This window comes from Paenibacillus sp. PastF-3 (assembly GCF_029893135.1).
Classification (GTDB): domain Bacteria; phylum Bacillota; class Bacilli; order Paenibacillales; family Paenibacillaceae; genus Paenibacillus_AQ; species Paenibacillus_AQ nitricinens.
The window spans coordinates 555,769-581,027 of the sequence record NZ_JARXWM010000002.1; the positions used below are offsets into that span (position 1 = coordinate 555,769).

17 protein-coding genes are annotated in these 25,259 nt (G+C 44.9%); 3 read left to right on the forward strand and 14 right to left on the reverse strand.

Translation table 11 applies throughout. The annotated features are described in order from the left end of the window. Positions 1-12: 12 nt before the first annotated feature. The 14 genes from M2444_RS06540 to leuC form a co-directional block, all read right to left on the reverse strand. Positions 13-1,035: a substrate-binding domain-containing protein gene (locus M2444_RS06540; RefSeq protein ID WP_076284597.1), complete on the reverse strand. Its 1,023-nt coding sequence runs from the start codon at positions 1,033-1,035 to the stop codon at positions 13-15. Continuing rightward, on the reverse strand, positions 1,032-2,861 hold the full coding sequence (locus M2444_RS06545) for a sensor histidine kinase (protein ID WP_094872598.1): 1,830 nt from the start codon (positions 2,859-2,861) through the stop codon (positions 1,032-1,034). The genes M2444_RS06540 and M2444_RS06545 overlap by 4 nt, the downstream gene beginning before the upstream one ends. A gap of 2 nt (positions 2,862-2,863) precedes the next feature. Next, positions 2,864-4,516 carry a response regulator gene (locus tag M2444_RS06550; RefSeq protein ID WP_280786565.1) on the reverse strand — a complete coding sequence of 551 codons (1,653 nt, stop codon included), beginning with the start codon at positions 4,514-4,516 and terminating at the stop codon, positions 2,864-2,866. A 345-nt stretch (positions 4,517-4,861) separates the two neighbouring features. Next, complete coding sequence (locus M2444_RS06555) at positions 4,862-5,326, reverse strand: GNAT family N-acetyltransferase (RefSeq protein ID WP_256989949.1); 465 nt, start codon at positions 5,324-5,326, stop codon at positions 4,862-4,864. After that, entirely contained in the window at positions 5,316-6,506 is a 1,191-nt protein-coding gene (gene purT / locus M2444_RS06560) for a formate-dependent phosphoribosylglycinamide formyltransferase (RefSeq protein WP_094872595.1), read from the reverse strand. Before purT ends, M2444_RS06555 begins: the two co-directional genes overlap by 11 nt. A 149-nt stretch (positions 6,507-6,655) precedes the next feature. Continuing rightward, positions 6,656-10,342: a dynamin family protein gene (locus tag M2444_RS06565; protein WP_280786566.1), complete on the reverse strand. Its 3,687-nt coding sequence runs from the start codon at positions 10,340-10,342 to the stop codon at positions 6,656-6,658. A 292-nt stretch (positions 10,343-10,634) separates the two neighbouring features. Next, positions 10,635-10,901: a hypothetical protein gene (locus tag M2444_RS06570; RefSeq protein WP_042129455.1), complete on the reverse strand. Its 267-nt coding sequence runs from the start codon at positions 10,899-10,901 to the stop codon at positions 10,635-10,637. 25 nt (positions 10,902-10,926) lie between these two features. After that, a complete protein-coding gene (nth, locus tag M2444_RS06575; RefSeq protein ID WP_280786567.1) occupies positions 10,927-11,607 on the reverse strand; it encodes an endonuclease III in 681 nt (226 codons plus the stop codon). 219 nt (positions 11,608-11,826) lie between these two features. Then, the gene (locus M2444_RS06580) at positions 11,827-14,559 is read right to left on the reverse strand and encodes an S-layer homology domain-containing protein (RefSeq protein ID WP_280786568.1); all 2,733 of its coding nucleotides are present in this window, start codon (positions 14,557-14,559) and stop codon (positions 11,827-11,829) included. 87 nt (positions 14,560-14,646) lie between these two features. Then, a complete protein-coding gene (locus M2444_RS06585) occupies positions 14,647-15,306 on the reverse strand; it encodes a GerMN domain-containing protein (protein WP_094877075.1) in 660 nt (219 codons plus the stop codon). Between the two features lie 114 nt (positions 15,307-15,420). Continuing rightward, positions 15,421-16,860: an N-acetylmuramoyl-L-alanine amidase family protein gene (locus M2444_RS06590; RefSeq protein ID WP_094872588.1), complete on the reverse strand. Its 1,440-nt coding sequence runs from the start codon at positions 16,858-16,860 to the stop codon at positions 15,421-15,423. Positions 16,861-17,007: 147 nt separating this feature from the next. Further along, the gene (locus M2444_RS06595; protein WP_280786569.1) at positions 17,008-18,576 is read right to left on the reverse strand and encodes an N-acetylmuramoyl-L-alanine amidase family protein; all 1,569 of its coding nucleotides are present in this window, start codon (positions 18,574-18,576) and stop codon (positions 17,008-17,010) included. A 186-nt stretch (positions 18,577-18,762) separates the two neighbouring features. Continuing rightward, positions 18,763-19,365: a 3-isopropylmalate dehydratase small subunit gene (gene leuD / locus M2444_RS06600; protein WP_094872585.1), complete on the reverse strand. Its 603-nt coding sequence runs from the start codon at positions 19,363-19,365 to the stop codon at positions 18,763-18,765. A gap of 29 nt (positions 19,366-19,394) precedes the next feature. After that, positions 19,395-20,819 (reverse strand): 3-isopropylmalate dehydratase large subunit, encoded by a 1,425-nt coding sequence (gene leuC / locus M2444_RS06605; RefSeq protein ID WP_094877077.1) that lies wholly within the window; start codon positions 20,817-20,819, stop codon positions 19,395-19,397. A 258-nt stretch (positions 20,820-21,077) separates the two neighbouring features. Between leuC and M2444_RS06610 the strand changes: the two genes are divergently transcribed. The 3 genes from M2444_RS06610 to proB all read left to right on the forward strand — a co-directional run bounded on the left by M2444_RS06610 (position 21,078) and on the right by proB (position 25,244). Continuing rightward, positions 21,078-22,427: an FAD-binding oxidoreductase gene (locus M2444_RS06610; protein WP_280786570.1), complete on the forward strand. Its 1,350-nt coding sequence runs from the start codon at positions 21,078-21,080 to the stop codon at positions 22,425-22,427. A gap of 189 nt (positions 22,428-22,616) precedes the next feature. After that, the gene (locus tag M2444_RS06615) at positions 22,617-23,528 is read left to right on the forward strand and encodes a LysR family transcriptional regulator (protein WP_076284590.1); all 912 of its coding nucleotides are present in this window, start codon (positions 22,617-22,619) and stop codon (positions 23,526-23,528) included. A gap of 612 nt (positions 23,529-24,140) precedes the next feature. Then, a complete protein-coding gene (gene proB / locus M2444_RS06620) occupies positions 24,141-25,244 on the forward strand; it encodes a glutamate 5-kinase (protein ID WP_094872581.1) in 1,104 nt (367 codons plus the stop codon). Positions 25,245-25,259 lie beyond the last annotated feature (15 nt).

Here is a 25,259-nt window from a genome sequence, read left to right on the forward strand (position 1 = left end):
TTAAAACAGCTCCTATCTAACAAACGGAAATAACAGCTTTTGATTCTCAGGCCACAACATATTGTCCAAATCAATTAGCTTTGTTCCTGTATCGACGCGTTCTGGTACATCGATTCCTTCGATCACTTCAACGGCATGTTTTACAGCCAAATACCCGTTGCTAAAAGGATTCTGTATCACTGTTGCTTGAACAGTACCGTCCTGCAGCAATTCCATCATGGAAGGAGAGCTATCAAAGGCTACCATTTTAATATTTTGCAGCCCCCGACTTTGGATAGCCATTGCAGCCCCTTGTGAAGCAGTTTCATTCAGGCTCGCAATTCCTCGAAGATTCGGATGCTTCAGCAGCATCAGTTGTGTAAGATCTTCTGCATCCTTAATACTGGAGGTCGTGTATGAAATCTCAACCACCTGTATATTCGGATAACGCGCAGTGTAATTTAAAAATCCCTTCTCCCGCTCCTCCGCGTCTCTTGCCCCATACTCAATGCCGTTAGAAGACTCCAGCTTCTCACTCTGCGTTGAATTGGTGAAGTTAATAATGCCCACCTCGCCGTAACCTTTTAACAGCTTGATCAACCGTTCTGCAGATTTTTGACCCGCCTCATAGCCGTTCGAGCCAATATATGTCCTTACTCTTGCTGAACCTACTTCCGCATCTACGGATATCACAGGGATTTTAGAATAAGCTGCCTGATCTACAACCTGAGCAAGCCCCATGTAACTACTTGCAGCTAAAATAATCACGTCTGCTTTTTCTTTAATGGAGTCCTGCACCATTTTCACCTGTTCTGTGATGTCACTCTCAGAGTCCGGGGCTTTAAAGGTTAATTTAACGTTGAATTCCTGTGCTGCAGCTTCTGCTCCCAATTTAACCGTATTCCAGTAATCGCCCCTGTTCATTTTCACAATTAGATGAATATTACGGGTCTTATTTGTATTGATGTAATTGGGTGCTGAATTAAAACAAGAGGTAACTGTAGTCCATAACACCGCACACATTAACAAGGTTAGCCAAAAACGAAAGGTTTTCATGACGATGTCTCATCCTCCTTAAGCCCTTCACTGCCTTCGACTTTTGCTAATGCCGGGAAGATAAAGGTAACCGTAGTGCCTTCTTCAATTTCACTTTCAAAAGAAAGTCCATATTCACGGCCATAGTACAACTCAATACGCTCGTTCACATTTCTTACGCCTACCCCGGAACCACTCATACTCTTACTGCCGCCTGTCAAAATAACCTTCATAGTCTCCTTGGACATTCCTAATCCATTATCACTAATCCGTATGATGACAAGATTGTCCTTCAGTTCTGCTTGGATAGAGATAAAGCCTTCATCAGGCATCATTTCTATTCCGTGATACAAGGCATTCTCTACAATAGGCTGCAAAATCAGCTTAATCGTCTGACACTGCAGTACCTCATCCTGTGCAATGATCTCGTAGCGGAATTTATTTTTAAAACGAAAGCTCTGAATGACGAGATAATGACGAATATGATCAAGCTCTTCCTGCACGGTAATCATATTATTCCCTTTGCTTAGACTAATCCGGAAAAACTTAGATAAAGACTGAATCATTGTAACGACCTCCTCCGTCTTACCACGCTCAGCAAGCCGGATCACAGAGTTCAAGGTATTGTACAAAAAGTGTGGATTAATCTGGGATTGCAGAACTTCAAGCTCACCCTTACGTTTCGTCTCTTGTTCATAAATAATTTGATCCATCAATTGACGAATACGCTGCAGCATGAGGTTAAAGCGTTTAGACAACTGTTCTACCTCATAGGCGCCACTTACATCGATTCGAGTATTAAGATCCCCTTCGCCTACCTGCTGAAGTGTCCGTTCCAGCTTACGGATCGGGCGGGCAATCCGCGCAGACAAAAAGACAGATACGATAATTACACATAAAATAACTACCGCTAAGAACCAGGATAAAAAGGTGTTCAGATCACGCTTGGTGGTCACGATCTCGTCATAATAAGCAACACCTACTATTTTCCACCCAGTCTGTTTTAGCGTTCGTACTGTAATAAATCGTTTTTCACCTGTAGATTCATCCAAATAACTACGATAAGCATATTCCAATACCGGCTCCACATTCTCATACTTTAAACCAGCATAAATAAGCTGCTGCTGCGGATGATACACGATGTTGCCTAATTGATCGAGGATGTAAGCGTATCCTCTTTTACCAAGCTTAACCTGCTTACTCAGCTCATCTATGGTGCGAAAGTTAAAATCCATAAGGAGGATACCCGTTTTTAGTACTCCCTTCTCCTGATATTGAATGAGTTTACTGATCGACACGACCCAAATATATTGACCTTTAAACAAGTTCTGAATATGTGGAGCCGAATAGGAGATCTCAGATGTTCTTTTGGCCGTTGTAAACCAGCTCTGGGTTTCTAACTGTGTGTTGCTGCGCAGTTTCTGTCCTGCTGTACCCACGACGTATTTCCCCTGTGGTGTAAAAACCGCTGCAGAAACCAGATCCTCTCTACTTCCCATTAACATGGCCATTCTTTCCATCAATAAAGCAGAGTCTACGGAGGGACTATTCGTAATTTGATCTTCTGCAGTTTCAAAAATATTTCGCATTCCTTTAACATAAAGCTCCAAATTGTAGTTCACTTGCTCAATAATCTGCTGCATATTCATATTGGCATTCTCTTCTGCTGTCTTCGCAAACTTGTTATACAGCATAAGGCTGACAACGACGGCTACAAGAACGGCAACGGATGTAAAAGTGAGCGTAATCGTTACTTGAATACTACGCAGCTTAGAGGACAATCGACGTTTCCCCCCTTTTGAATGCTGCGGCCGCAGTCGAAAAGAATAGGGCTTTTCTTGCCGCATAACTACCCTCCTCTGGAGCTATTTTTATACTCTTTGGGAGACTGACCATATTTTTTACGGAAGCAGAAGCTGAAATAGTTAGGATCAGCAAAGCCAATTTTCTCGGCGATTTCAAAAGCCTTAAGTTCCGTGGAGCGTAAAAGTTCCTTTGCTGCCTCTAATCGGATTTGCAAGAGATAACTAACGAAAGTCATCTTCATTTCCTTCTTAAAAATACTGCTAAAATAGCCTGTACTGATATGTAAATGCTGACAGACCTTTCCGATAGAAATATCCGATTCCTCATAATGGCTACGGATGTAATCTTTAGCTTCATCAATGAGCAGCTTATAGCTAGATTGGCGTTCTAAAGCAATGGAGTCCATTAGCCGGCTGCAGATGGTAATAATCCACTGCTTGGCTTCACTCATACTATTGAATTTATTCATCTCAGTTAATGAGGAAATGCCAGATCCAACGAACTTAGCAGCATCACTACCGGACTCTTTGGCTACACGCAGGATGGATGTAATAATCTCCAGCAAAAAAATCTGATAATCCTGAGTAGATACCTGCTCAGCATTCAATCCGCCAAATAACTCCTCCACGACCTCCTTAAGCTCCTGTACGGTTCCCATCTTAATCGTTCGGATTAAGGACTGCTGGGTCAATTCATCATAGGCCAAGAGTGTATTCGAACGTGACTCCACATCCTCGATCCAAATGACTCTGTTATTGCCAAGAATGAGACGATAATCTAACGCTTGCATGGCATCTCCAAAGGAGTTAAATAGCATAGCAGGCGAGTGACAAACCGTTCCAGAACCAGCGGTTACCGTTAGCTTAAGAAACCGCTGCACATTGTGGCGGATTTCTTCTAGAATTTCAAAAGTTCTCCCCGTAATTTCAGTTTCTTCTCCTGCATCACAAATGGAAAGAAGCACTACCTCATCACGATGGATAAACACCCTGCCAAAATTATGCTTATTACATAATTCTTCCGCAATATTCAGCACAGCGAAGAGCTGTAAATTTCTCTCTCCCGTATCTCGCAAAGAAATTTGCTTACCTCCGGTAAGGTTAACGGTTTCCCGTTCTGGACGAATATAATCCACACTAATTACCGAGGCTTGGAACCATTTCCCATGTAGATCTATTCCGTATTCCGAACTTTTCTCGTCTATTTCATTCATTCGTAACTTGCGTGAAACTAGTGAAGATAAAAACTGCTCACGCAGCACAGGCAGACTTTTTCGATAATGCTCACTGAGTACAAAAACATTCTCTTTCTCTGCGATTTCAGCCTCTATAGTGCCCCTGACCTTTAGCAGAACATCAATCAACTCCTGTGAAGAAAACGGTTTCAAAATATACTCATCGATTTGCAGTTTAATCGCCTTCTGTGCATATTCAAATTCATCATACCCTGTCAAAATAATGATCTTGGTATTAGGATGCCGCTCGCGAATCCATTCCGCCAGCTGCAGCCCGTTCATAAAAGGCATTTGAATATCAGTCACCACTACATCCGGGAGCAAACGATCTATCGCATCCGCTGCCTCTCGTCCATTCTCCGCCTGTTCTACAATTTCGAAGCCATAGTGCTCCCAATCAATCTGACTGATGACCCCTTCCCTTACATCTTCTTCATCTTCAGCAAGAATTAACTTGTACATCTCTCATCCCTCTTTGAAAACGATTTATTTAACTGTCATAAAATTCATTCTATATGATTCAAACTATTCCATCTATGGTTAGTTATTTAGATCGATTTATTATAAATTAAAAGAATTGGTCTATTAACTGCATAAGGCAGTCAGAGGATTATAAAATTCGGAGTATAAGAGAGCGGAAATCCGGAATAAAAGCGACATGAAAGTTAGCGTCGTATGGATATAAAAACTGGGTATGAAGATTAGAGGGATTATGTTCTCGGCTCATATCCTTGATCGTTCCTTATATTTACATAAAAAAAACCATCCCGCCGTAGCTGGGATGGGGATGATCGGAACCTATAAGTATTATAGCAACGCTTTGTTAAAGCGATAGCCTGCTGTCTTTTCGAAACCTAGATGACGATAAAAGGAATGTGCCGGTGCGCGCTCTACGCGGTTACCACTTCTCAAGAAGAGCTGACAGCAACCTTGCTCACGTGCCCATTCTTCAGCTGCGGCCACAAGTCTTTTACCGAGTCCGTTTCCTCTGAGTTCTTCTGATACGATAAGTGCAGTAATCTCAGTGATACAATCTGTCTGTTTGTAATACGAGATTACCTGTCTAAGACCGACCATTCCCACAACTTCATTGTTTAGTTCTGCAACAAGCGTGCATTGGAGATGGTTATTCTCCATGCTTTCAAGTCTCTCTTTCATCACGCTAAGCGTTGTTGGATAGCCGAATTCACGCAGAAGCGCTGTCACTCTCTCCAGATCATTCAAGCCGCATTTGCGAATTTCCAGTACAGGTGCCATGGTACTACTGTTCATCCTCATTTACCTCCACTTTTAGCATAGACGCTGCCTGCTTGGCTACCGTCCGCGCGATTTCCACATTTTCCGCCGCACTTAACGCTACAGCCATCCGCCGCCCTGGACGGACTTCTGGTTTACCAAACACCCGAACCTGAGTCCTAGGTAGTTCCAAAGCTTCACCAATTCCGGTCACAACAAAAGCTCGTCCTTCTCCTTCAGCCTTCAGCGTAGCTGAGGCACCTGGTGTCAATAATTGTACTGACTGGACTGGAAAACCAAGAATAGCTCTGACATGCACTGCAAATTGAGATAAATCCTGCGTGGCCATCGTTACCATCCCCGTATCATGAGGCCTAGGGGACACTTCACTAAACAATACGCCTCGATCCGTCAAGAAAAGCTCCACTCCAAAAATACCGAAACCTCCGAGCTGATCGGTAACTGCTTTGGCAATAGACTGAGCTTCATCAAGAAGTTCCGCCTTCATAAAGTGAGGCTGCCATGATTCGACATAATCCCCATCCTTCTGAATATGCCCAATAGGTGGACAAAATATCGTGCCAGCCACGGACCGCACCGTCAAAAGTGTAATCTCGCTTTCAAAGGTAACGAATGCCTCTACGATAACACGAGTCCCTTTAGCTCTCGCTCCATCCAAAGCAGTGTTCCAGCATTCTTCCGCATCCTCCGGTCTTTTGCAAACACTCTGACCTTTGCCGGAAGAACTCATAATCGGCTTGATGACACAAGGAGTACCTAGTTCTGCAACGGCTTGACGAAGTTCTTCCAGACTATCTGCAAAACGATAATCCGCTGTTGGCAATCCAAGTTCTTCAGCAGCAAGTCGGCGAATGCCTTCTCTGTCCATGGTTAAACGAGCCGCTCGTGCGGTCGGAACAACGAAGAAACCTTCCTCTTCAAGCTCTTGAAGGGCATGAGTAGCGATTGCTTCAATCTCCGGAACAATAACATCCGGTTTCTCTGAGCGAATAAGCGTTTTAAGCGCTTCTGCATCCAGCATATCAATAACATGTGAACGATGAGCTACACCCATCGCTGGTGCATCGCTATAACGGTCTACAGCTACGGTCTCTACGCCAAGACGTTGAGCTTCGATTATGACTTCCTTACCCAGTTCCCCGCTGCCCAGTAGCAGCAGCTTGCGGCTTTGAGCTGAAAAAGGAGCTCCCCACATTGTCGATTTCAACCTCTTTCGGCAAATTGACTATCTCGTTTCCATAAATTTCTGAAAACAAAACAGTTTCATTGTATATTTTCAGGCTTCTTTATTTTCATCCATCATACGCCAGATTGCAAGTGTTCTTCGACAATTTCCTACAAATTTCAAAGATTTTTGTCTAATCTATCAACGAAAGATTGTTCCAAGATAGATAATTGGTGACCTAGTTGACCCCAATGATCTGCGGATTCACCCCCTTTAAGGAGATCTAACATCGCTTTCTCTTGCTCCGCTAACCCTTCTTGTAGGCGATCTGCAGCAACCTTTAATTCTCTGGCTATGCAATCGACATAATGCGCAAGCAATTTTTTCTTCTGCATTGCCGCCGCAACATTAACAGCTTCTTTCACAAGAGGCTCGGCCGCACCTTTGACTTGCTCCCGACCGGCCCCCTCAAAGAAATAGCGAGGAGATTTGAAATGTCCCCATAAGGTTGACCATTCCACGCCCTGAAGCTGGCATTCCAGCTCACTAGGAGAAGGCCATGCTGCTTCTTCATTCTCCGTCAGATGAAACTCTTGAGTAGAGAAAAACAGCTCAGTAGCCGCCGCTTCAGCCGCTTCATGAACAAGTCTGCGCCCGGTACTTTCTAGTCGCAGCGTTGTCGCCCATAGCTCTTGCTCCAATTCACGCTTAGTGGTACGCATCAGCTCTGCACCACACGCAGCGAAGATAGCTTTTAAATTCCCTGCGTCCTCACGTAATAATGAGGGGTGGAAAGATTCCTGAAAATTTCTGGTGAAGGAGAAGCTAATCCGTTGACAGACATGATAGATCAGCTCCTCACCTTCATGAACAAGATCTCTGCTAGGACGTTCTTCTGTCTCTAATAGGGAAAGTCTCTTCATAGCTAGCTGACGACGTTCTTGCATTTCTTTTAATCCTGCTTCACGCTCGTTTGCCGCCATGGAAGCGAGATTCTGCCACTCTTCCGCCCTGCGGCGAACAGATGCGATGCTCTCTTCCGCGCGCTTAAGTGAAAGCTGAGGAAGTTCATCTCCCGCAAAACTTGATAAGGCTTGCTCAAAATGATGGAAACGGGAAGCCTCATAGCGATCATAATCATGCTGAGTTTTGCCTTCCAAAGCAAGCAAGCTAGAGAGTGCATAAATTCTCGGCGAGCGTAAGCCACCTGCACGTAAATTTTGAGCAACATGCTCTCGAACCTCTTCCAGTTCATCTTCGCCTGAAGCAAGATCGGAAGCATTGATAATAAAGAACATTTTATCAAGTGCAAAGCTATCTTTAATTCGCCCCAGCTGCGCAAGCAGACCTCGGTCTGCTTTTGAAAAGGCGTGGTTGTAATAGGTAACAAAACAAATCGCGTCTGCATTTTTCATGTAATTAAAGGTTACGCCGGTATGACGAGCATGCAATGAGTCGGCTCCTGGTGTATCCACGAGTACAATTCCGCTTTCGGTCAATGGACAGGCATAATACAAATCAATCCCCTGCACAAAACAGGCCCGGGTCTCCTCCGCTACAAGGCCCCGGTATTCTTCTAAATCAACAGTTCGCACCGTTCCCAGCAAGGGCTCAGCTTCTGCCCAGCCAGCCGCTGCTGCTCTTAGAAATCCAGCGTGTGGCAACGCAGAGGGATGAACTCCCCGTGCTGGCAAACTTGCCAGCACTGTTGTCCATGAGTTTTGCTGTGGTTCGCCTAGCTGCAGCACACTGAAGGAATGGCAGATGTCATCCCAGAAATCTGCCATGGTCTTCATTGTGACAACCGCGGTGGCATGGCGGAAGTCACCTTCCGGCGCCAATATGCGGTTGACCGCAGCCGTGGCGGGATGTGGAGACACGGGCAGCACTTCTTCGCCGAGCAAAGCGTTGGCGAAGGAAGATTTACCCGCGCTGAATGCACCGAACAGCGCAAGGGTAAAACGGCCGCCGGCGAGATCCTCCGCCCGTGCGGCCAGGCTCCGCGCCGCCGATGCCATCGCTGGCTCGCGGCGCAGCAGCTCTGCCGCAGCCGCCAGCGCGTCAGCGGCTGCCGATAGCCGGCGGCGTCCGCCCGCCGGCGAAGCCGTGCCCGCCGCCCAGCTTGCGGCGGCGGCACTTCCAGCCGCGACGCTTTGCAGCGGCTGAGCCTCCCGCGGTGCGGCGCTCTGCGCAGCCGCACGCGGGGTGACCCTCACCTCCGGCAGGATGCCGGGGGTGAGGGGCCGGCGCGGCGGCAGCAGCGCCGCGAGCTCGTGCGCGCGGGCGTCTGCCGCGCGGTCCAGCGCAGCTAGCGCGTCAACGGCGCGCGACTGCCGCGAAAGCGCCTGTTCGCGGCGCTGGAGTTCGGCACGCTGCTCATCCATGAGCGGTGGCAGCTTCGCTAACAGATCATCGCTCACCGCTAACGCGGCACGGCGGAACTGGCTCTTCATATCAGCCGCAAGTGTGCGGCAGAAATTGAGCAGCGCCTCGCCGCTATACCCCGTTCCCGGCTTAACTGCAGCCGCCAGCCACTCCTGGCTCACCGCCGGGAACCCTTGCTTCAGAGTCGTCTCCGACTCCTCCTCCCAGAGCCCGAGATTCTCCGCCCAATCACGCACCAGCTGAATCAAATGCCATTCCAGCTGGGCGGAAACCTCTCGGGTCAACAGTCCTTGCCAGACTGCCAGTCGTTTATTTTGTTCCTTCTCCCGCCGTGCAGCCGTAGAGAATAACCCTAACCGAAACGTAGGGCTGGCACTTTCCATATAACTACCCGACGCCTCTCTAACATCCGCAGGCATTAGATTAGCATTATTAAGTAAGGTGTCGAGGCCAGTTCGCAAGCTCGCCCGTGACTGCTGAGGCAACCCCTCAAGTCGTTCCTTCTCTTCTTCGAGTGACTTCAGTTCATTCGTCACTGTCTCTGCATTCGTACCTTCTAGTTCTTCAAGGAGAACTGCTCTTTCCTCCTGCTGATCTTCACGGAATGCAGTTAGAGAAGAATCCGCTGTATGATGAATGGAACGAGACAGACTATATTGAAGTAGCTGCTCCTTTTGTACCAACAGTTCAGTTATAAGGCTGAGCAGATGATCCCAATGATTAAGAGGATGCTCTTTCTTTTTGAGAGAGGTGAATAGAATTCCCGCACAATGAATCCCCCATTGTTCAAAAGCATTTTCAAGCTGACGTTTATATTCCTCAATGGAAATCTCTTGTTCCCTGTGCTTGTCGATCTGATTCACAATCAGATACAAAGGTTTACCCCAGTCACTAAGATTTTTGGCAAAGGCCAAATTATTCTCTGACTGTACATGGTTATAATCCATTACATAAAATACGACATCAGCTAAATGCAGCGCGGAGCGGGTCGCCGCCTGATGACCATCATCCGTCGAATCTACACCAGGTGTATCCAATAGTACGCCATCCTTGCCTAGCAGTGGTATCTCATTCCACACTTCAATTGCGGAATATTCACCACCATTCCGACAGTATTCCTGTAATCTTTCTGGAGTTGTCTCTATAGGAGCAGGATCATTTTTACCTCCTTCAACTCTAGGATAAATAAGCACTCGTGGAACTCCACTGCGAATAGAGACAATATTCGCACTAGTCGGCACAGGTCCAGAAGGCAGCACTGAACTGCCGCAAAGAAGATTGATCATACTGGATTTCCCTGCCGAAAAATGTCCGCAAAAAGCAAGGGTCAGCTCATTCCCACCCTCTTTATGTTGTAAATCTTCATATATACGTTCAGAGCCTTCATCACCCCAGCGATGCATTAATCCACGCAACTGGAAAAGCAGCGATGCCGTTTCACTTAATGTCTCTTTCTCGATTCTAACCTGTTCCGCTCTCACTGACTCTCCACCTCCACTGTTACCATCTAATCATGCTTTGATCCGTAGACGTTTATGCTTATGCAATGTTTATACAGGTGTAATTTCTTTGATGTCACGCAGAACCTTTTTTATAAATAATAATTACAGTTTATCACCAGTTTGACACAAATTAAATACACACTACTTACAAAATAACCTATCATCTCTTACGAAATGAGGTTATTCAAACATCTTTCTGCTATTATCGCTAGAAAAGTAAGAAGCAAAAAGGAGCCAACCCTAGGGCCGACTCCTTTTATCACTTCTAAATTTATGCAGTTTCCGAAACAGGCAACAGAATTTCGAATACTTTTCCGTGCTGCAGAATAGTCAAACCACGAGATTTATCTCTCATTACAACAACTTCAGGTTTCACTGACATACGCTCAAAATAGTGTTCAGGAACGTCACCGGAATGACTGATCGTGATTCCTTCTACTTCTTGCTCTTCGTTCTCTTCGAGTGGGCTTTCCACTACGCGGTCAAAAATATCCGAGAACACTTCAAAATTATCTGTGTATACAGAAATGCATTTCATCTCTATCCCATCCTCTTCTTCAACTCTAACTTTTTGGCGTATGATCTTTATCTTTCCTGACAACAGCTGTTTTCATACGTTTTTTGCCCTCTCGACATACATCAAGGAGCGGGCAAACTTGACATTTTGGGTTCTGTGCCTTGCAGTGATATCGTCCGAAAAAGATAAGCCGGTGATGAGTGATCGTCCATTCGTCACGTGGCACAGCCTTCATCAGCTTCTTTTCCACTTCCAGCACAGAATCTTTCCAGCCTGCTAATGCAAGTCGTTTAGCAACCCTCTCCACATGCGTGTCCACTGCAATGGCAGGAACTCCAAAAGCATTGGATACTACTACATTTGCAGTTTTACGACCTACACCGGGTAAAGTTACAAGCAAGTCATGAGCCTCAGGCACCTCGCCACCATACTGTTCTATGAGTATAGAGCATAGGCTTTGGATATGCTTAGCTTTGTTACGATAAAGGCCGATGCGCCGGATATCCCCCTCCAATTCCTCCAGCGGTACAGAAATATAATCGATGGGGGCTTTGTACTTTTGGAACAGGTCCACGGTCACTTTGTTCACCGTTGCATCCGTACATTGGGCTGATAACAGTACCGCTATCGTTAATTCAAAAGCGTTACTATGATTTAACTCGCAATGAGCATCAGGGAACAAGTTTCCAATCGTATCCAAAATGTGGCGGACCTCTGCAACTTTCATAGTGTCCCCTCCACGGAGCGATTACGCTCATTAAAACTCACATGAGCGTGTCCTCTCTAATGTAAAGAAATATAAGCAAAGTCTGTATTATAACGTATGGTTTCATACATTTCAAGAAAATACAACTCTTATACTTTCTTATATTTCAAAAAAAACGTCTTGACGCAGGCAAAGCTCCTGTGTCAAGACGGTGATTCACTCAGAAATCCACCATTGCTACTATTGTTTCACAATTTCAACCACGATATCATTATTGAAATACATTATAATATTATCATTTTCTTTCAGAGATTGCACGGACAATGTCGTATCTCCTTGATGAATATATACATTTGAAGCAAGCGTGAACTGATACTTATCGTTCAGATTAGCTCTCTTAGTCACCAATGAGTTCGTCGAACTGTCATAGCGAGAGAATGAACGAGTTAACTGTGGTAACACACGAATGACTGTCGCTCCATCCGTGTCTTTACGAATCTCCACTCTGTCCGCTGTTGTTAAGTTACTAAGAGCAGTTGTTGTGGCGCCATCACGTATGATTCTAACCCCACCGCTTACAGTAAAGTTTTGTGCTGCTCCAGCATACTCCTTCACAATTAAGCTATTCGTTGCTGCTCCTACTGAACTAATCTGACCCGTTGTAAGCTTAACTGCCTGAATAGCGAGCGGTGTGCTTCCATCAAAAGTCACATTCAGATAATCTCCCGATTTCAAAGCGGTTAGCTTAATGCTCTCACCGGCTTCATTTGTTATTGGGAGCGCCGCAGTATTAATCTCACTGGTCCCCCCATTCCATTTAATACTTATACGGTTGGTTCCAGAATTAACGGTTGCTGCTTCAACCTGAAGAACGGTCTTTACTTTCAATACTGCTATTAGATCCTGACTAGTTGTCAGTGAGGCTGTCACATTACTACCAACAGGAACATCACTTAAGGTTGGATTAGTCTTCCCAAAAAAATCAACTAATTGTGGATAAGGCATTGTTATAGTTTGCCCACTGTCCTTAAGCTTCAATACAATTGTTTTAAAAGAAGAATTAACAGCAGACAGGGTTCCTTCATACTTTGTGACAATTTCCAAAGACAGAGCCCGTTGACCTATTGCCGTTAAATTCACTTTACGGTTCTCAACAAGTTTCGTACCGACATTACTTAAATTAGGGAGTACGCCTTCAATCAACAATTTTGTTTTTTCATCCAACTGAACGACATGTGCCTTTTTATCAGTATCCATAACTGTCAATAGTTGCGTTTTATTATTATAGTCAATAACCGTCGCTCCACTATACTGCTCAATTTGACGGCTTAACACTTCAATCTTTATGACTTGATCACTGCTGTTCAACGTAAGCTGAATTTTGTCCCCACCTATTGCATCAGCTATAAGGTCATCAGCCACAGCGCTATTCATATTAGGAATAACAATCACCGGCTTCGTGCCTAACAGTTTAACTTCACGTGTTCCGTCCGTTTTTTTATACACAACTGTTGAATTGCTCAGTTCGGTAAGTACACCTTGAACTGTCCGTTCAACACCTTCTGTCACTTCTACAGTACGTATCACATTTTCCTTAATCGTATATTTAACAGCAGCACCTGTCTTTAAATCTGCTGGCTGCAGCACTGATGATTGCGAGCTGAATAATGAAGTTCCATCTTCCCATTTAAAGGTTTCCACCGTACCAGCAGCATTTTTAAACGTAATGCTTTTCCCAGTAAGATCTATGCTTTGAACGGTACCTGTTGTCGTTTTGTTAACTACCCCTGAAGTCACTTGAACACTGACCACTCTGTGTGATCCACTGTAAGTCTCACGTTGCAAAGTAACTACACTGTCTGCTACCAGGGAAGCAGGTTCAATTGATGTCCCGTTTGCATCTACAAAGGTAGTCGTTTCATCATAATAATACTCAGTGAACCCAGTAGCTGATTTGAGCCATAGCTTATTACCAGGTGCTACCATTGCGAAGCTTCCGGAAAGGTTCTCCACTTGTTGTGTAGGATCAGTCACTTCAACATAGGCTGCGTTATATGTCGCTCCAATTACAGTAACCTTTGTATAAGGTTGGACATCACTTAGATTTATTCTACTTTCAGAAGCGCTTGTGTAATAAGCGGTGCTCGCTCCCAGGGTATATGTAGAAGTCTTGCCATTGTTATAAACGGATAGTTTCCCATCTGCTAATTGACTGATTGTTCCTGATACCGTGTTGTCGTATTCAACCGTATTGTGTGCTTCCGCACGGCTGAAAAAAGTCGCCAATTGAGCACGGGTCACAGCCCCTTGTGGATCAAAGCGATTACCGTCAAGACCATTAGCTAATTTCAGATCAACAGCAACGTTGATATACCCTCTTTTGTTTGCAGACACTTTAGCATCATCCGCAAAGCCTGTCGGCGCACTAGCTGCTACAGCAGCATCTGCACTTTTTCCTAGTGCACGAATTAAGAGTTCAGAAATCCATTCGCGGGAGGCTTTACGCTCTCCCCAAGAAGTCTTCAGATTATCTGGAGCCATTTCAGTTGCCTTATCAAGTAGGCCTTGTTGAAAGGCCAACACTACATAATCCTTGTAATAATTCGTAACCTTAAAATCATTAGGTAAGGCAACCGTTGAAGAAGTATCCACTTTATCCTGCAACTTCATAAAACGTAATGCCATAAGCACAGCTTCCTGTTGAGTGACAGAATCCCCAGGGCGGAACAAACCATTATTACCAACTACAATTCCTTGTGATGCTAATTTATAAATATGCTTTTCAGCCCAAAAGCCTGTCTTCACATCGCTAAAGATGCCAACAGATTGTGTAGTAGTTGTTGCTGCTGTAGCTGCTGTATCTGCAAACACTGCGCTTGCGCCACTAAAAATCATGGTTCCAGCCATAACAGCCGATACTGCTTTCGTAGAATAAGCCTTCAATGGACGTTTTGACCTTTTTTGCGCGGACAATAGATTATTCCCCTCTCTATGACTCAAATAAATAGTATAGTTTAAAGTTCGTCAGTTAGATGCTTTTATCCTTTGTTGTAATAACAATTAGCTATTATCTCTAGTCATAGGATGCATTAGGTCAACATGACCCATCAAGCTTTCAACCTTTTCACCATCCACCAAAACTTCGATGCTTTTTACTTCTTCAAATTGAAAATAGGTTTTGGCAAGTGATGAAATCGCTAAGGACTCCCCACCAGCACCCAGCTGTGCTTCATCCGGTTTATGAATATCCATTACAATTTGACCATCAACAAACTTTAACGATTTCAGTTCAATCTTGCCCCATAACGATACAAGGTCCGTATTCTCGTTGCTCTGCAATGCTTTGAACGTCTCTGTATATTTCTGGGCATCGTCAGAGAAGCTGATGCTAGTCTTAGCAGGAATCAAATCCATAACTTGTGAATCCGTATAATATGCATCGATACTCTGGCTCTGTTTTTGTTTCTCATCTGCTACTGGCTTTGCAGTTGCCTGAGTTTCTGTGTTGCTGTTATCTGCTGTCGGTTGCGGAGTGCTAGCCACTTCGTTTCCTGATTCATCGCTTGGAGCCGGTGTACTTTCTCCCGCACCACTTACAACATTTGAAGGTTCTTGCTCCACACCATTTGCTGGAGCCGCAGTAGGCTTGTCTCCACAGCCAGCAATCACTAGCAGAAGCAGTGTAGCGATTCCAATTGTACTCCATTTTTGTTTCATCATTAATAAACGCCTCCTCTAGATGAATACGGGCAGACAGGTACCGCAAAACCACTTCTTGCCTTTTAAAATAAAAGCAGAAAGCTGACTTTGCGGCGCTCGTCTGCCACTGGTCTGTTATTTTATACCCAAATATTCCTTAATCCCACTCACTATTGAAGCCGCAACTTTGTTTTGAAGTGCATCTGTAAAAAGCAATGCCTCATCTTTTTTATTGCTAAGGTATCCCACTTCAAGTAATACTGCAGGCATTTTCGTTTCGCGGATAACATGGAAATTCCCATAACGTACACCGCGATCGCTAAGTCCTGTAGCTTGAACAAGATATTTATGCATCACGTTCGCCAAAGCTTTACTGGCTTCCCGTTGATAATACGTTTCTGTTCCACTAGCCGCAGAGGATCCTGAGCTATTGGCGTGTACAGATATGAATATATCAGCTTTTAGATTATTAGCCATAGCTGCTCTATCCTTGAGCTCCAAGAAAGTATCATTACTACGTGTCAGCACAACGTCAATATTGCTTTCTTTTTTCAGCAATTCAGCTGTCTTAAGTACGATGGCCAAATTAAAATTCTTCTCGTATTTACCTGTAACACCCACTGCTCCCGAATCTTTAGCTCCATGCCCTGCATCTAATACTACTAGCTTTCTGCCGTTATTCCCCGGTTGTGTTGTAGTATCATCAGTACTTTCCGCATTTAGATCGATTACAACCAGCTTAGAATCGTCTCCAGTTACGGTAACGTTGTAATTCTTAGCATAGTTCAAATCGATTACAAAACGTACTGTATAAGGATTCGTGCTATAAAGGGAGTAACGTACTCCTGATACATCGGGATAATCTTTCACTTCCAAGCTACCGTTTAGGTCAGGATCAAGGATCTGTCCTGTGCCAAATAGGTCTGAGAAGGTGGCATTAGGTAAATCAACAACTAACCGATTCGGCCCAGTCATCACTGTCACTTTTGGTACTGAACTACCCTCCATGGCAATGCTCAAACGATTTTCACTAAAGCTCACACCATTTACCATCGTTAAATTCTTAGAAGGATCTACCGGCGGTACAACCTCAGATCCACCATTTTCAGTATTTCCACCTGAACTACCGTTATCATTTGAGGATCCTGGGGTAATAAGATACACACTCTTCTTCACGTTGTCCCACGAGACATTTAATCCAAACTGTTCACTAATGAACCGAATCGGTACAAGTGTCGTATTACTACGAAGGACAGGTGCTGTGGTAAGTGTTACTGTCTTGTCATCAACGGAGGCTATCTTTTGATTCACAACCAGTTTGATGACCTTTCCTTGCTGTTCAATCGTTACCGTCTTGCTCTTCTGATCCCAACCCACGTTATATCCAAGGCTTTCAGAGATCAACCTTAACGGCACCATGATTGTATCATTCACATTTTCAACCGGGACATTTTGCCCTGCGGTCAGCTCCTTGCCGTCCAGATAAATCTTGCTATTTCCGGCAGCAGCATGTCCGTTTTCAGGCAAAACAAATACTAAGAGCAACAAAAACAACATCAAACTGAATTTCTTCATTCTTCACCTCTAAATCTAGTATTCGCCTGTGAATGGCGATCGTGATGGCCTGTCTACGTCAACCTCAGACCTCTATTAGACGCTAATAATCTATAAAGGTTGCGAATATATTCCATAAAAATTGAGAAATCTCACCAACATCAAGCATTAAAGGCCTAGATATTCCTTAATACCGGCTACAATTTCCCTCGCTAATTTGTCTTGAAGCTGCTCATTATACATCCCTGATTCATTTCCTGAATTAGTAAGATACCCCACTTCCAGAAGCACTGCAGGCATACTAGTTTCTCTTGTCACATGCAGACTTTTCGTTCTTACTCCGTTGTCCTTAAATCCAGTACCTGCAATCAGATGTTTGTGCATGATCTGAGCAAGCGGCAGACTCCCACTACGCGAATAGTACGTTTCACTGCCATTTATTTTGTCTCTATTCGGATAACCCAGCTCCAGTGAATTTCCATGCACTGAGATAAATAGATTAGCCTTTGCCGCTTCTGCGATATTTACTCGATCCTGAAGTCCCAGCGTAATATCTTCAGTTCTAGTAAATACAACGTCAACTAAAGCTTCCTGCATAAGTAGTGTTTGTACTTTACGGATAACTGCCAGATTGAAGTCTTTTTCCAGCTTACCCGTGAGACTGACTGCTCCTGATTGCGTCCCTCCATGACCCGCGTCGAGAACTACAACTGGCTTTCCTGTCATTCCACTACCACCTGAGGGGTTCCCTTCACTGCCTGTAACATTCAAATCTAGTGTCACCAGTCCAGTACTTTCATCCGTACTTAATTGATAAGGCTGGCTACCGATCGTTTGAATCACGAACCTAACAGTAGAAGGACTTACACTGAACAACGCATACCGGATCTCAGAAACTAGAGGGTAACCAGTAACATCCAGCTTGCCTTGCGGAGTTCCGTTTGTGGTAATACTCGGTAGGCCGCCTACGAAATCAGGAGCAAAAGCTGCACCGGGAAAATCTACAACGATTCGATCTGGACTACTCATTTTTGTGATGCTAGGTTTAAGAGCTCCAGAAACAGCGATGATTAATCGATTCTCAGTAAAGACTGCCCCATTTACAAGCGGACCTGCTGCATTCACACCAGTGCTTCCTGGTACTGAGGATGATTGTGGTGTCTGAGAGGGTAAAACACTTCCAGCGCTTGTGCCATTATCCATGCCGGGTGTAGTCATTGGAGTTGGAGAAGGTGTACTTGTTGCTGTTGGACTAGTAACGGTTCCCTCAGGTGTAGCCACCGAAGCTTGTCCACCCGTCAAATAGACCGTTTTATCGCTATTATCCCAGCCAACCTTTAGACCGAACTGCTCACTTACGAAACGGATCGGAACGAGAACTGTACCACCGCTTTGCTTGGGTGCTGCGTTTAAATCAAACGTTACTCCATCCGCATCAGCTGTTTTTTTTCCTACAGCCAGCTCAATGCTTTTTCCATCTTGGTGAACCGTTACTTTGCGGGCCTGCTGCTCCCATAATACCTCAAATCCAAGATTCTCCACTACCACTCTGACGGGAATCATAACGCTACCATTGACGTTCTCAAGTTTAATTCCTTTTGGTAAAGCAAGTTCTTGATTGTCCATAATAATTCTGCCTGAGCTGCTACCAGCCGCGGCAGCTTCACGTCCAGTAAAGGATAGTAATAATAATGGCAGCAACAATAGCAGCAACTTTCGATACCCAACTCTTCTCATTTTCCCGCTCCTTCTGCAAGTAATAGATCTAGATAAATACTAAGACGACAGAAATCACCAAATGTTTCCTTTATCACCAATCAATATTTCGATTATAGCAAAAAAACTTCTATTTCCGACACCCGGAAATAGAAGTTTTGCGTAATTTTTGTAAAATTTAAGAATGAAACCACTTATATCCTATTATTAAGAGAATAACTTAGCTGCATGACGCTCTTCATACGCAGCAATTTCATCTGCATGCTGAAGGGTTAATCCGATATCATCCAGACCTTGCAGCAAGAACTGTCGACGGTGCTCATCCAGCTCAAAGCTGATGCTCAGTCCATATTCATCATGGAGTGTGTTGCTCTCCAGATCTACAGTCAACTGGTAGCCATCGTGCTGTGCTGTCCGGTTGAACAGTTCATCCACTTGCTCTTCCGATAGCTTGATTGGCAAAATGCCGTTCTTAAAGCAGTTATTGTAGAAGATATCTGCATAGGAAGGTGCAATGACAACTTTAAACCCATAATCCATAATCGCCCAAGGTGCATGCTCCCGTGAAGAACCGCATCCAAAGTTAGCACGTGAAATCAAGACAGAAGCACCTTGATAGCGTGGTTTATTCATTTCAAAAGCTGCGTTATCGTTACCCGCTTCATCAAAACGCCATTCATAGAACAAAAATTGTCCAAATCCCGTCCGTTCAATCCGTTTCAAGAACTGCTTTGGGATAATTGCATCCGTATCTACATTCACCCGATCTACTGGTGCAACAATTCCTGTTAATTTTTTAAAAGCATCCATAGTTTTATCCTCCCGTGTTCTCTCTAGTTCTATGAGCTGACAGCTTCCGTCTTATAGTTCCAATCACGTACATCAGTGAAACGGCCTTTTATCGCAGCTGCAGCAGCCATAGCTGGGGATACCAGATGCGTGCGTCCACCGCGACCTTGCCGTCCTTCAAAGTTACGGTTCGAGGTAGATGCACAACGTTGCCCAGGTTGCAGTACATCAGGGTTCATTGCAAGGCACATGCTGCATCCCGCTTCGCGCCATTCAAAACCCGCGTCAGTAAAGACTTTATCAAGCCCTTCCTTCTCAGCCTGCATTTTAACACGACCAGATCCAGGAACAACAATGGCAGTAACCTTGTCAGAGACCTTATGGCCTTTTGCTACCACAGCTGCTGCTCTCAAATCCTCGATCCGTCCGTTAGTACAAGAACCGATAAATACATAATCGATTGGAATTTCAGAAATAGGTGTTCCAGGAATCAAATCCATATATTCAAGTGCTTTTTCAGCAGCTTTGCGTTCATTTTCAGTGGTGAAGTCAGCCGGATTTGGCACGCTAGAGTTGATATCTGTACCCATACCCGGGCTAGTGCCCCAAGTCACTTGTGGAATCAATGTCTCCACATCGAATTCAACTACTGTATCATACTGAGCACCTTCGTCACTAACAAGACTCTTCCATCCTTCAACAGCAGCGTCATAAGCTTCCCCTTGCGGCACATATTGACGTCCACGCAGATAGTTAAAAGTAGTTTCGTCAGGAGCGATCAAGCCTGCTCTTGCTCCGCCTTCGATCGACATGTTGCAGACGGTCATACGTTCTTCCATCGACAGCTCACGAATAGCTTCACCTGTGTACTCAATTACATAACCTGTGGCAAAATCAGTACCATACTTAGCAATAACACCAAGGATCATATCCTTTGCTGTTACACCAGGATTGCGTTTACCTGTGAAACGAACTTCCATAGTCTTAGCTTTGGATTGCTGCAAACATTGGGTAGCCATTACATGTTCAACTTCACTAGTTCCGATACCAAAAGCCAGCGCACCAAATGCTCCATGTGTGGAGGTATGGCTGTCGCCGCAAACGATAGTTTTACCAGGATGCGTCAAGCCGATCTCAGGTCCCATTACGTGTACAACGCCTTGATCGATATCATTCAGGTCGAACAATCTAACACCAAAATCAGCACAATTTTTAGAAAGTGTATCAATTTGCTGTTTGGAAATTGGATCTTTAATGTTAAAACGATCCTTGGTAGGAACGTTGTGATCCATTGTAGCGAAAGTCAGCTCAGGACGGCGAACCTTCCGATTACTAAGGCGAAGTCCTTCGAAAGCTTGTGGAGAAGTTACTTCATGAACCAAATGCAGATCGATATAAATAATGCTAGGTTTACCTTCCTCTTGATGAATAACATGATTATCCCAAATCTTCTCAAACATTGTCTTGTTGCTCATAATTTCACCTCATTAATAGAATCGTTCATTGGAAGAGAGCGTGGAGTCTCTCTTGAATGATCTAAATATAACATCACCGTCTTTATAATTCCAAGATATGATATCTATAGAACTGATAGGTTTAACCTATAAGATTGAAGACGATTTTTTTGCTGAGACCCTAGTCAGCCCACTCCTTAGACGAATGTCCTTCATACTATATCGGGTCCTGGTTGTTGAAATGCAGTGCATTTGTTATCTCAGAAGGAGTTGGAACAATTGAAGTCAAGAACGAGACTTACCGGGCGAGTTATTTTCAAAGGTGATCAAGGGTATGAAACGGCACGCAAGAATTGGGATCCGCATACTGACAAATTCCCGAAAGTGTTTGTCTTCGCACAAAAAACACAAGATGTTGCGAACGCCATAAAATGGGCTAACGAGAATAAAGTCCCCATCCGTGCAAGAAGCGGCAGACATTCTTTGGAGGTTAATCTTTCACAAATCACCGGAGGAATTGTCATCGATGTGAGTGAAATGAAGGAAATCAAACTAAATAAAAAATCTGGAACTGTTGTTGTAGGTACCGGAAATACAGTGGGGAGAATTGCACACACGCTTGCTGGGCGAGGATATATGGCTCCATTCGGCGATAGCCCTACGGTTGGAATCGGAGGCATCACCCTAGGCGGGGGTATCGGGCCGCTCCAGCGAACCGTGGGCCTTGTTAGTGATAATCTAATCGGACTCGAAATGGTTGATGCCAAAGGGAGAATTATTCATGCCAATAAGAATAGTAACTCTGATCTTCTCTGGGCTTCCCGCGGAGGTGGCGGGGGTAATTTCGGAGTTTACACCAGTTACAAATTCAAAGTACGTCCAGCTCCAGCTTCGGCTACCGTTTTTCGTATCACCTGGCCTTGGAATCAGTTCGAGAAGGTATTCAAAGCTTGGCAACTCTGGGCTCCTTCCGTGAATACCAAATTGGGCAGTGAATTATCCATTGGTCCGAAAAAAGGCGGTAATGTCACTATGACGGGGCTGTTCCTCGGGTCAAAAGCAGAGGCTTCCCGCCTCTTAAAGCCCGTTACGAGCATTGGAACGCCTACGAATCAAATCATCCGCTCTTTGCCCTATTCAAAAGTAGTGAGTTTTATGTTAGCGCCCGATCCAGTGCTAACTCAAAGAGTCAGCAACCAGTTCTCCAGCGGTTTCGTAAGAAAACCCTTCCCGGACAAGGCAATTAAGTCCATGCGTGAATTCTTAGAAAAAGTGGAGGGAGAGTTCGCAGGTTTCTTTTTCCTCAACTGGGGTGGAGCTGTGAGCCGTAAGTCACCCAAATCAACAGCCTTTTACTGGCGTAAAGCGAAATTTTATGTAGAGTGGAATAGCTCATGGATCAAGAAATCGGAAGCTGCCAGAAATATATTCCTAGTACGAAATACACGTCGGAAGCTGCAGCCATTTATCGTGGGGAGCTACATCAACGTTCCAGACCAGGGAATTAAAAATTCCGGACCAGTATATTATGGAGCGAACTATCCTAGATTACGGAGAGTCAAAGCTAAATATGACCCGGGAAATATATTTAACAACCCTCAAAGCATCTCTCCAGCCCGCAAAGTATAGTAAGACGTAATAGGGTAGCATCGAAATTAGACCGGCAAACATAAAGGACTCCAGCGGATACTGGTAAACCACACCTTCCTAATTGCCGGTCAGTGCGTTCGTGCACGAACTTACATTCGAACCTATATAAAACTCCAGTTTCATAGGTTATACTTATAAGTAAAAACAATCTCCCAAAGGAGTTTATACATGGAACTGAGACAACTACAATATGTACTGCAGATCGCAGCCGAAAAAAACTTCTCCCGTGCAGCGGACAAGCTGCACATTGCCCAACCATCACTCAGCCAGCAGCTTTCCAAACTGGAAAAAGAGCTCGGTGTAATGCTGTTCCAGCGAAACACCAGCTCTGTTGAACTGACTTATGCTGGATCTAAATTTGTAGAGCAAGCCCAAATCATCATTGATGGCGTAGAACTGCTGCGACAAGAAATGTCTGATATTTCTGAACTGCGTACCGGGCGCGTCGTTGTAGGCAGTATGCCGATCACTGGTGCACATTTACTACCGCATGTGCTTCCGGTTTTTAAACAAAATTACCCGGAAGTAGAAATCACACTGCTCGAAGACTCCTCCATGAACCTAGAAAAGCTCACTGCGAGTGGTCAGACTGATTTAAGTCTGCTCTCATTGCCGCTCGAAATCCCGGCTCTTGCTTACGAAGAACTGGGTGAGGAAAGGATCGATCTTGCAGTTCCACCCGAACACCCGCTAGCTAAACGTAGCTTAGATGGAACTAAGACCTCTTTGGAAGAACTAAAGGACGAGCCATTTATCGTACTTAAAGAAGGTCAAGGCTTCCGTAAAATGACTATGGATCTTTGCCGAAACGCTGGCTTCGAGCCAAAAATTGTTTTTGAGAGCAATAACATGGAAACAGTTCAGTCTCTGGTCGCCACTGGAATGGGTGTAACTCTTGTGCCTCATTTTATTGCCCGTGCACCGCGGAGTGAATTCGTCCCTGTCTACTTACCGCTCACTGATCCTGCCCCTAGCCGAACACTTGTCGTAGCCTATCGACGTGGACGTTATTTATCTAAAGCCGCTAAGGCTTTTGTTGAAACCTTTAAATCTACGGTATCTGAATTAACCGAAGAATAGACCCGTGGAAGGCTGTTCTGATCATCTGACACCCGAGCCGCACTTTCATTAACTGGCCTATTATTGTTCGGATTCCCAGTATGATATCCCAAAAATTCCCGAGTCACACTATTCTGGATCTCTGCTTTTTCGTTTAGATCTTGATTCTGCATCTGCTCAGGATTGTTGTCTTTAGTCAATTAAATACACCTCTTGGCAACAGATTATAAGTATTCCGACCCCTTGCTTAGAGGTTAAACAGAATAATCAAAGCTTTCTAATGGGTGAAATAGTTCCTTTGTTTTTCCTTTGCAAAGCAACCATCTCCATGGTATTCTATTGAAAATAAGTGAAACGTGCAGACGGGACCAGTAAGAATGAGTCAAACCGCGCCTAGAGAGTGAATTCCGACAGGCTGAAAGAATTTACCGCGGTTTTCGTTCCGAATCCTACCCCCGAGCGGCCTGTGCTAAGCAGGACGGATCCTCCCGTTACGAGAATGAAGTCGGATGATCCCTCATCAATGAAGGTGGTACCGCGGAAGTTTACAAGCTTTCGTCCTTTGCTAAGTCTAAGGATGGGGGCTTTTTGTCGTTTTCAGCATCTATAAAAATACTGAGGAAGTGAACAGATATGACGGCACGAATCGTAGTCAAAATAGGCAGCAGCTCACTGACTGGAACGGAAGGCGGATTGAATCGCGAAGCCGTGTCCTTCTTTGCTTCAGAGATTGCCGAATTGAAGAGAAACGGCTGCGAGGTGTTATTAGTAACCTCCGGTGCTGTAGCAGCAGGCTTTCGCAGTATCGGTTATCCTACACGTCCGAAGCTGCTGCATGAGAAGCAAGCAGCAGCAGCTGTAGGCCAAGTACTGCTCATGCAGGCGTATCAGGAAGCTTTTGCCGAGCATGGAATAACCACAGCACAAATCCTGCTAACCCGTACCGACTTTTGTAGTCGCAGAGCGATGAACAACGCTATGATGACGGTAGAAGAGCTGCTTCGTCAAGGAGCGGTGCCCGTATTTAACGAGAATGATACCGTCTCCGTAGATGAGTTGAAATTCGGCGATAATGATACGTTGTCCGCGCTTGTGGCTAACCTGCTAAAAGCGTCTAGATTGCTCGTCTTAACTGACATGGATGGCTTGTATAGTGGAGATCCTCGGAAACATCCCGATGCTGTTCGCTATCAGTTCGTAGATGATATTACGCCGGAGATTTATGCGATTGCTGGTGGTGCTGGATCTAGCGTGGGAACAGGTGGCATGCGTTCAAAAATCGATGCTGCCAAGATCGCTACGCGAGGCGGTGTACCTGTCTTTGTTGGAAGAGCTACCGAACCGGGAGATTTGCAGCTCGCGGCCGCTGGAACTGGCAGAGGTACTTATTTTGCAACCAAGTTATCGTCACTCCCAGTCAAAAAGCAATGGCTTGGCTTCATGTCCACCCCACTGGGCTCTCTGTATATAGACGAAGGAGCTGTTGAAGCGCTGCTCCATGGCGGCCATAGTCTGCTGCCTGTCGGCGTCAAGCAGACCGAAGGTAACTTTCATGCAGGTGATGTTGTAGAGGTTCTAGGTCCAGACTCCAAATTACTTGGACGCGGGATTGTGAATTACGATGATGCTCAGCTGCGCAGTATTCAAGGTTTGCCAAGCGGTCAGATTGTACCGAAGCTGGGCGAAGTTCACCGGCTGGAGGTCATTCACCGTGACGAATGGATTACCCTGAGGTAAGAAATCTTGTCCATA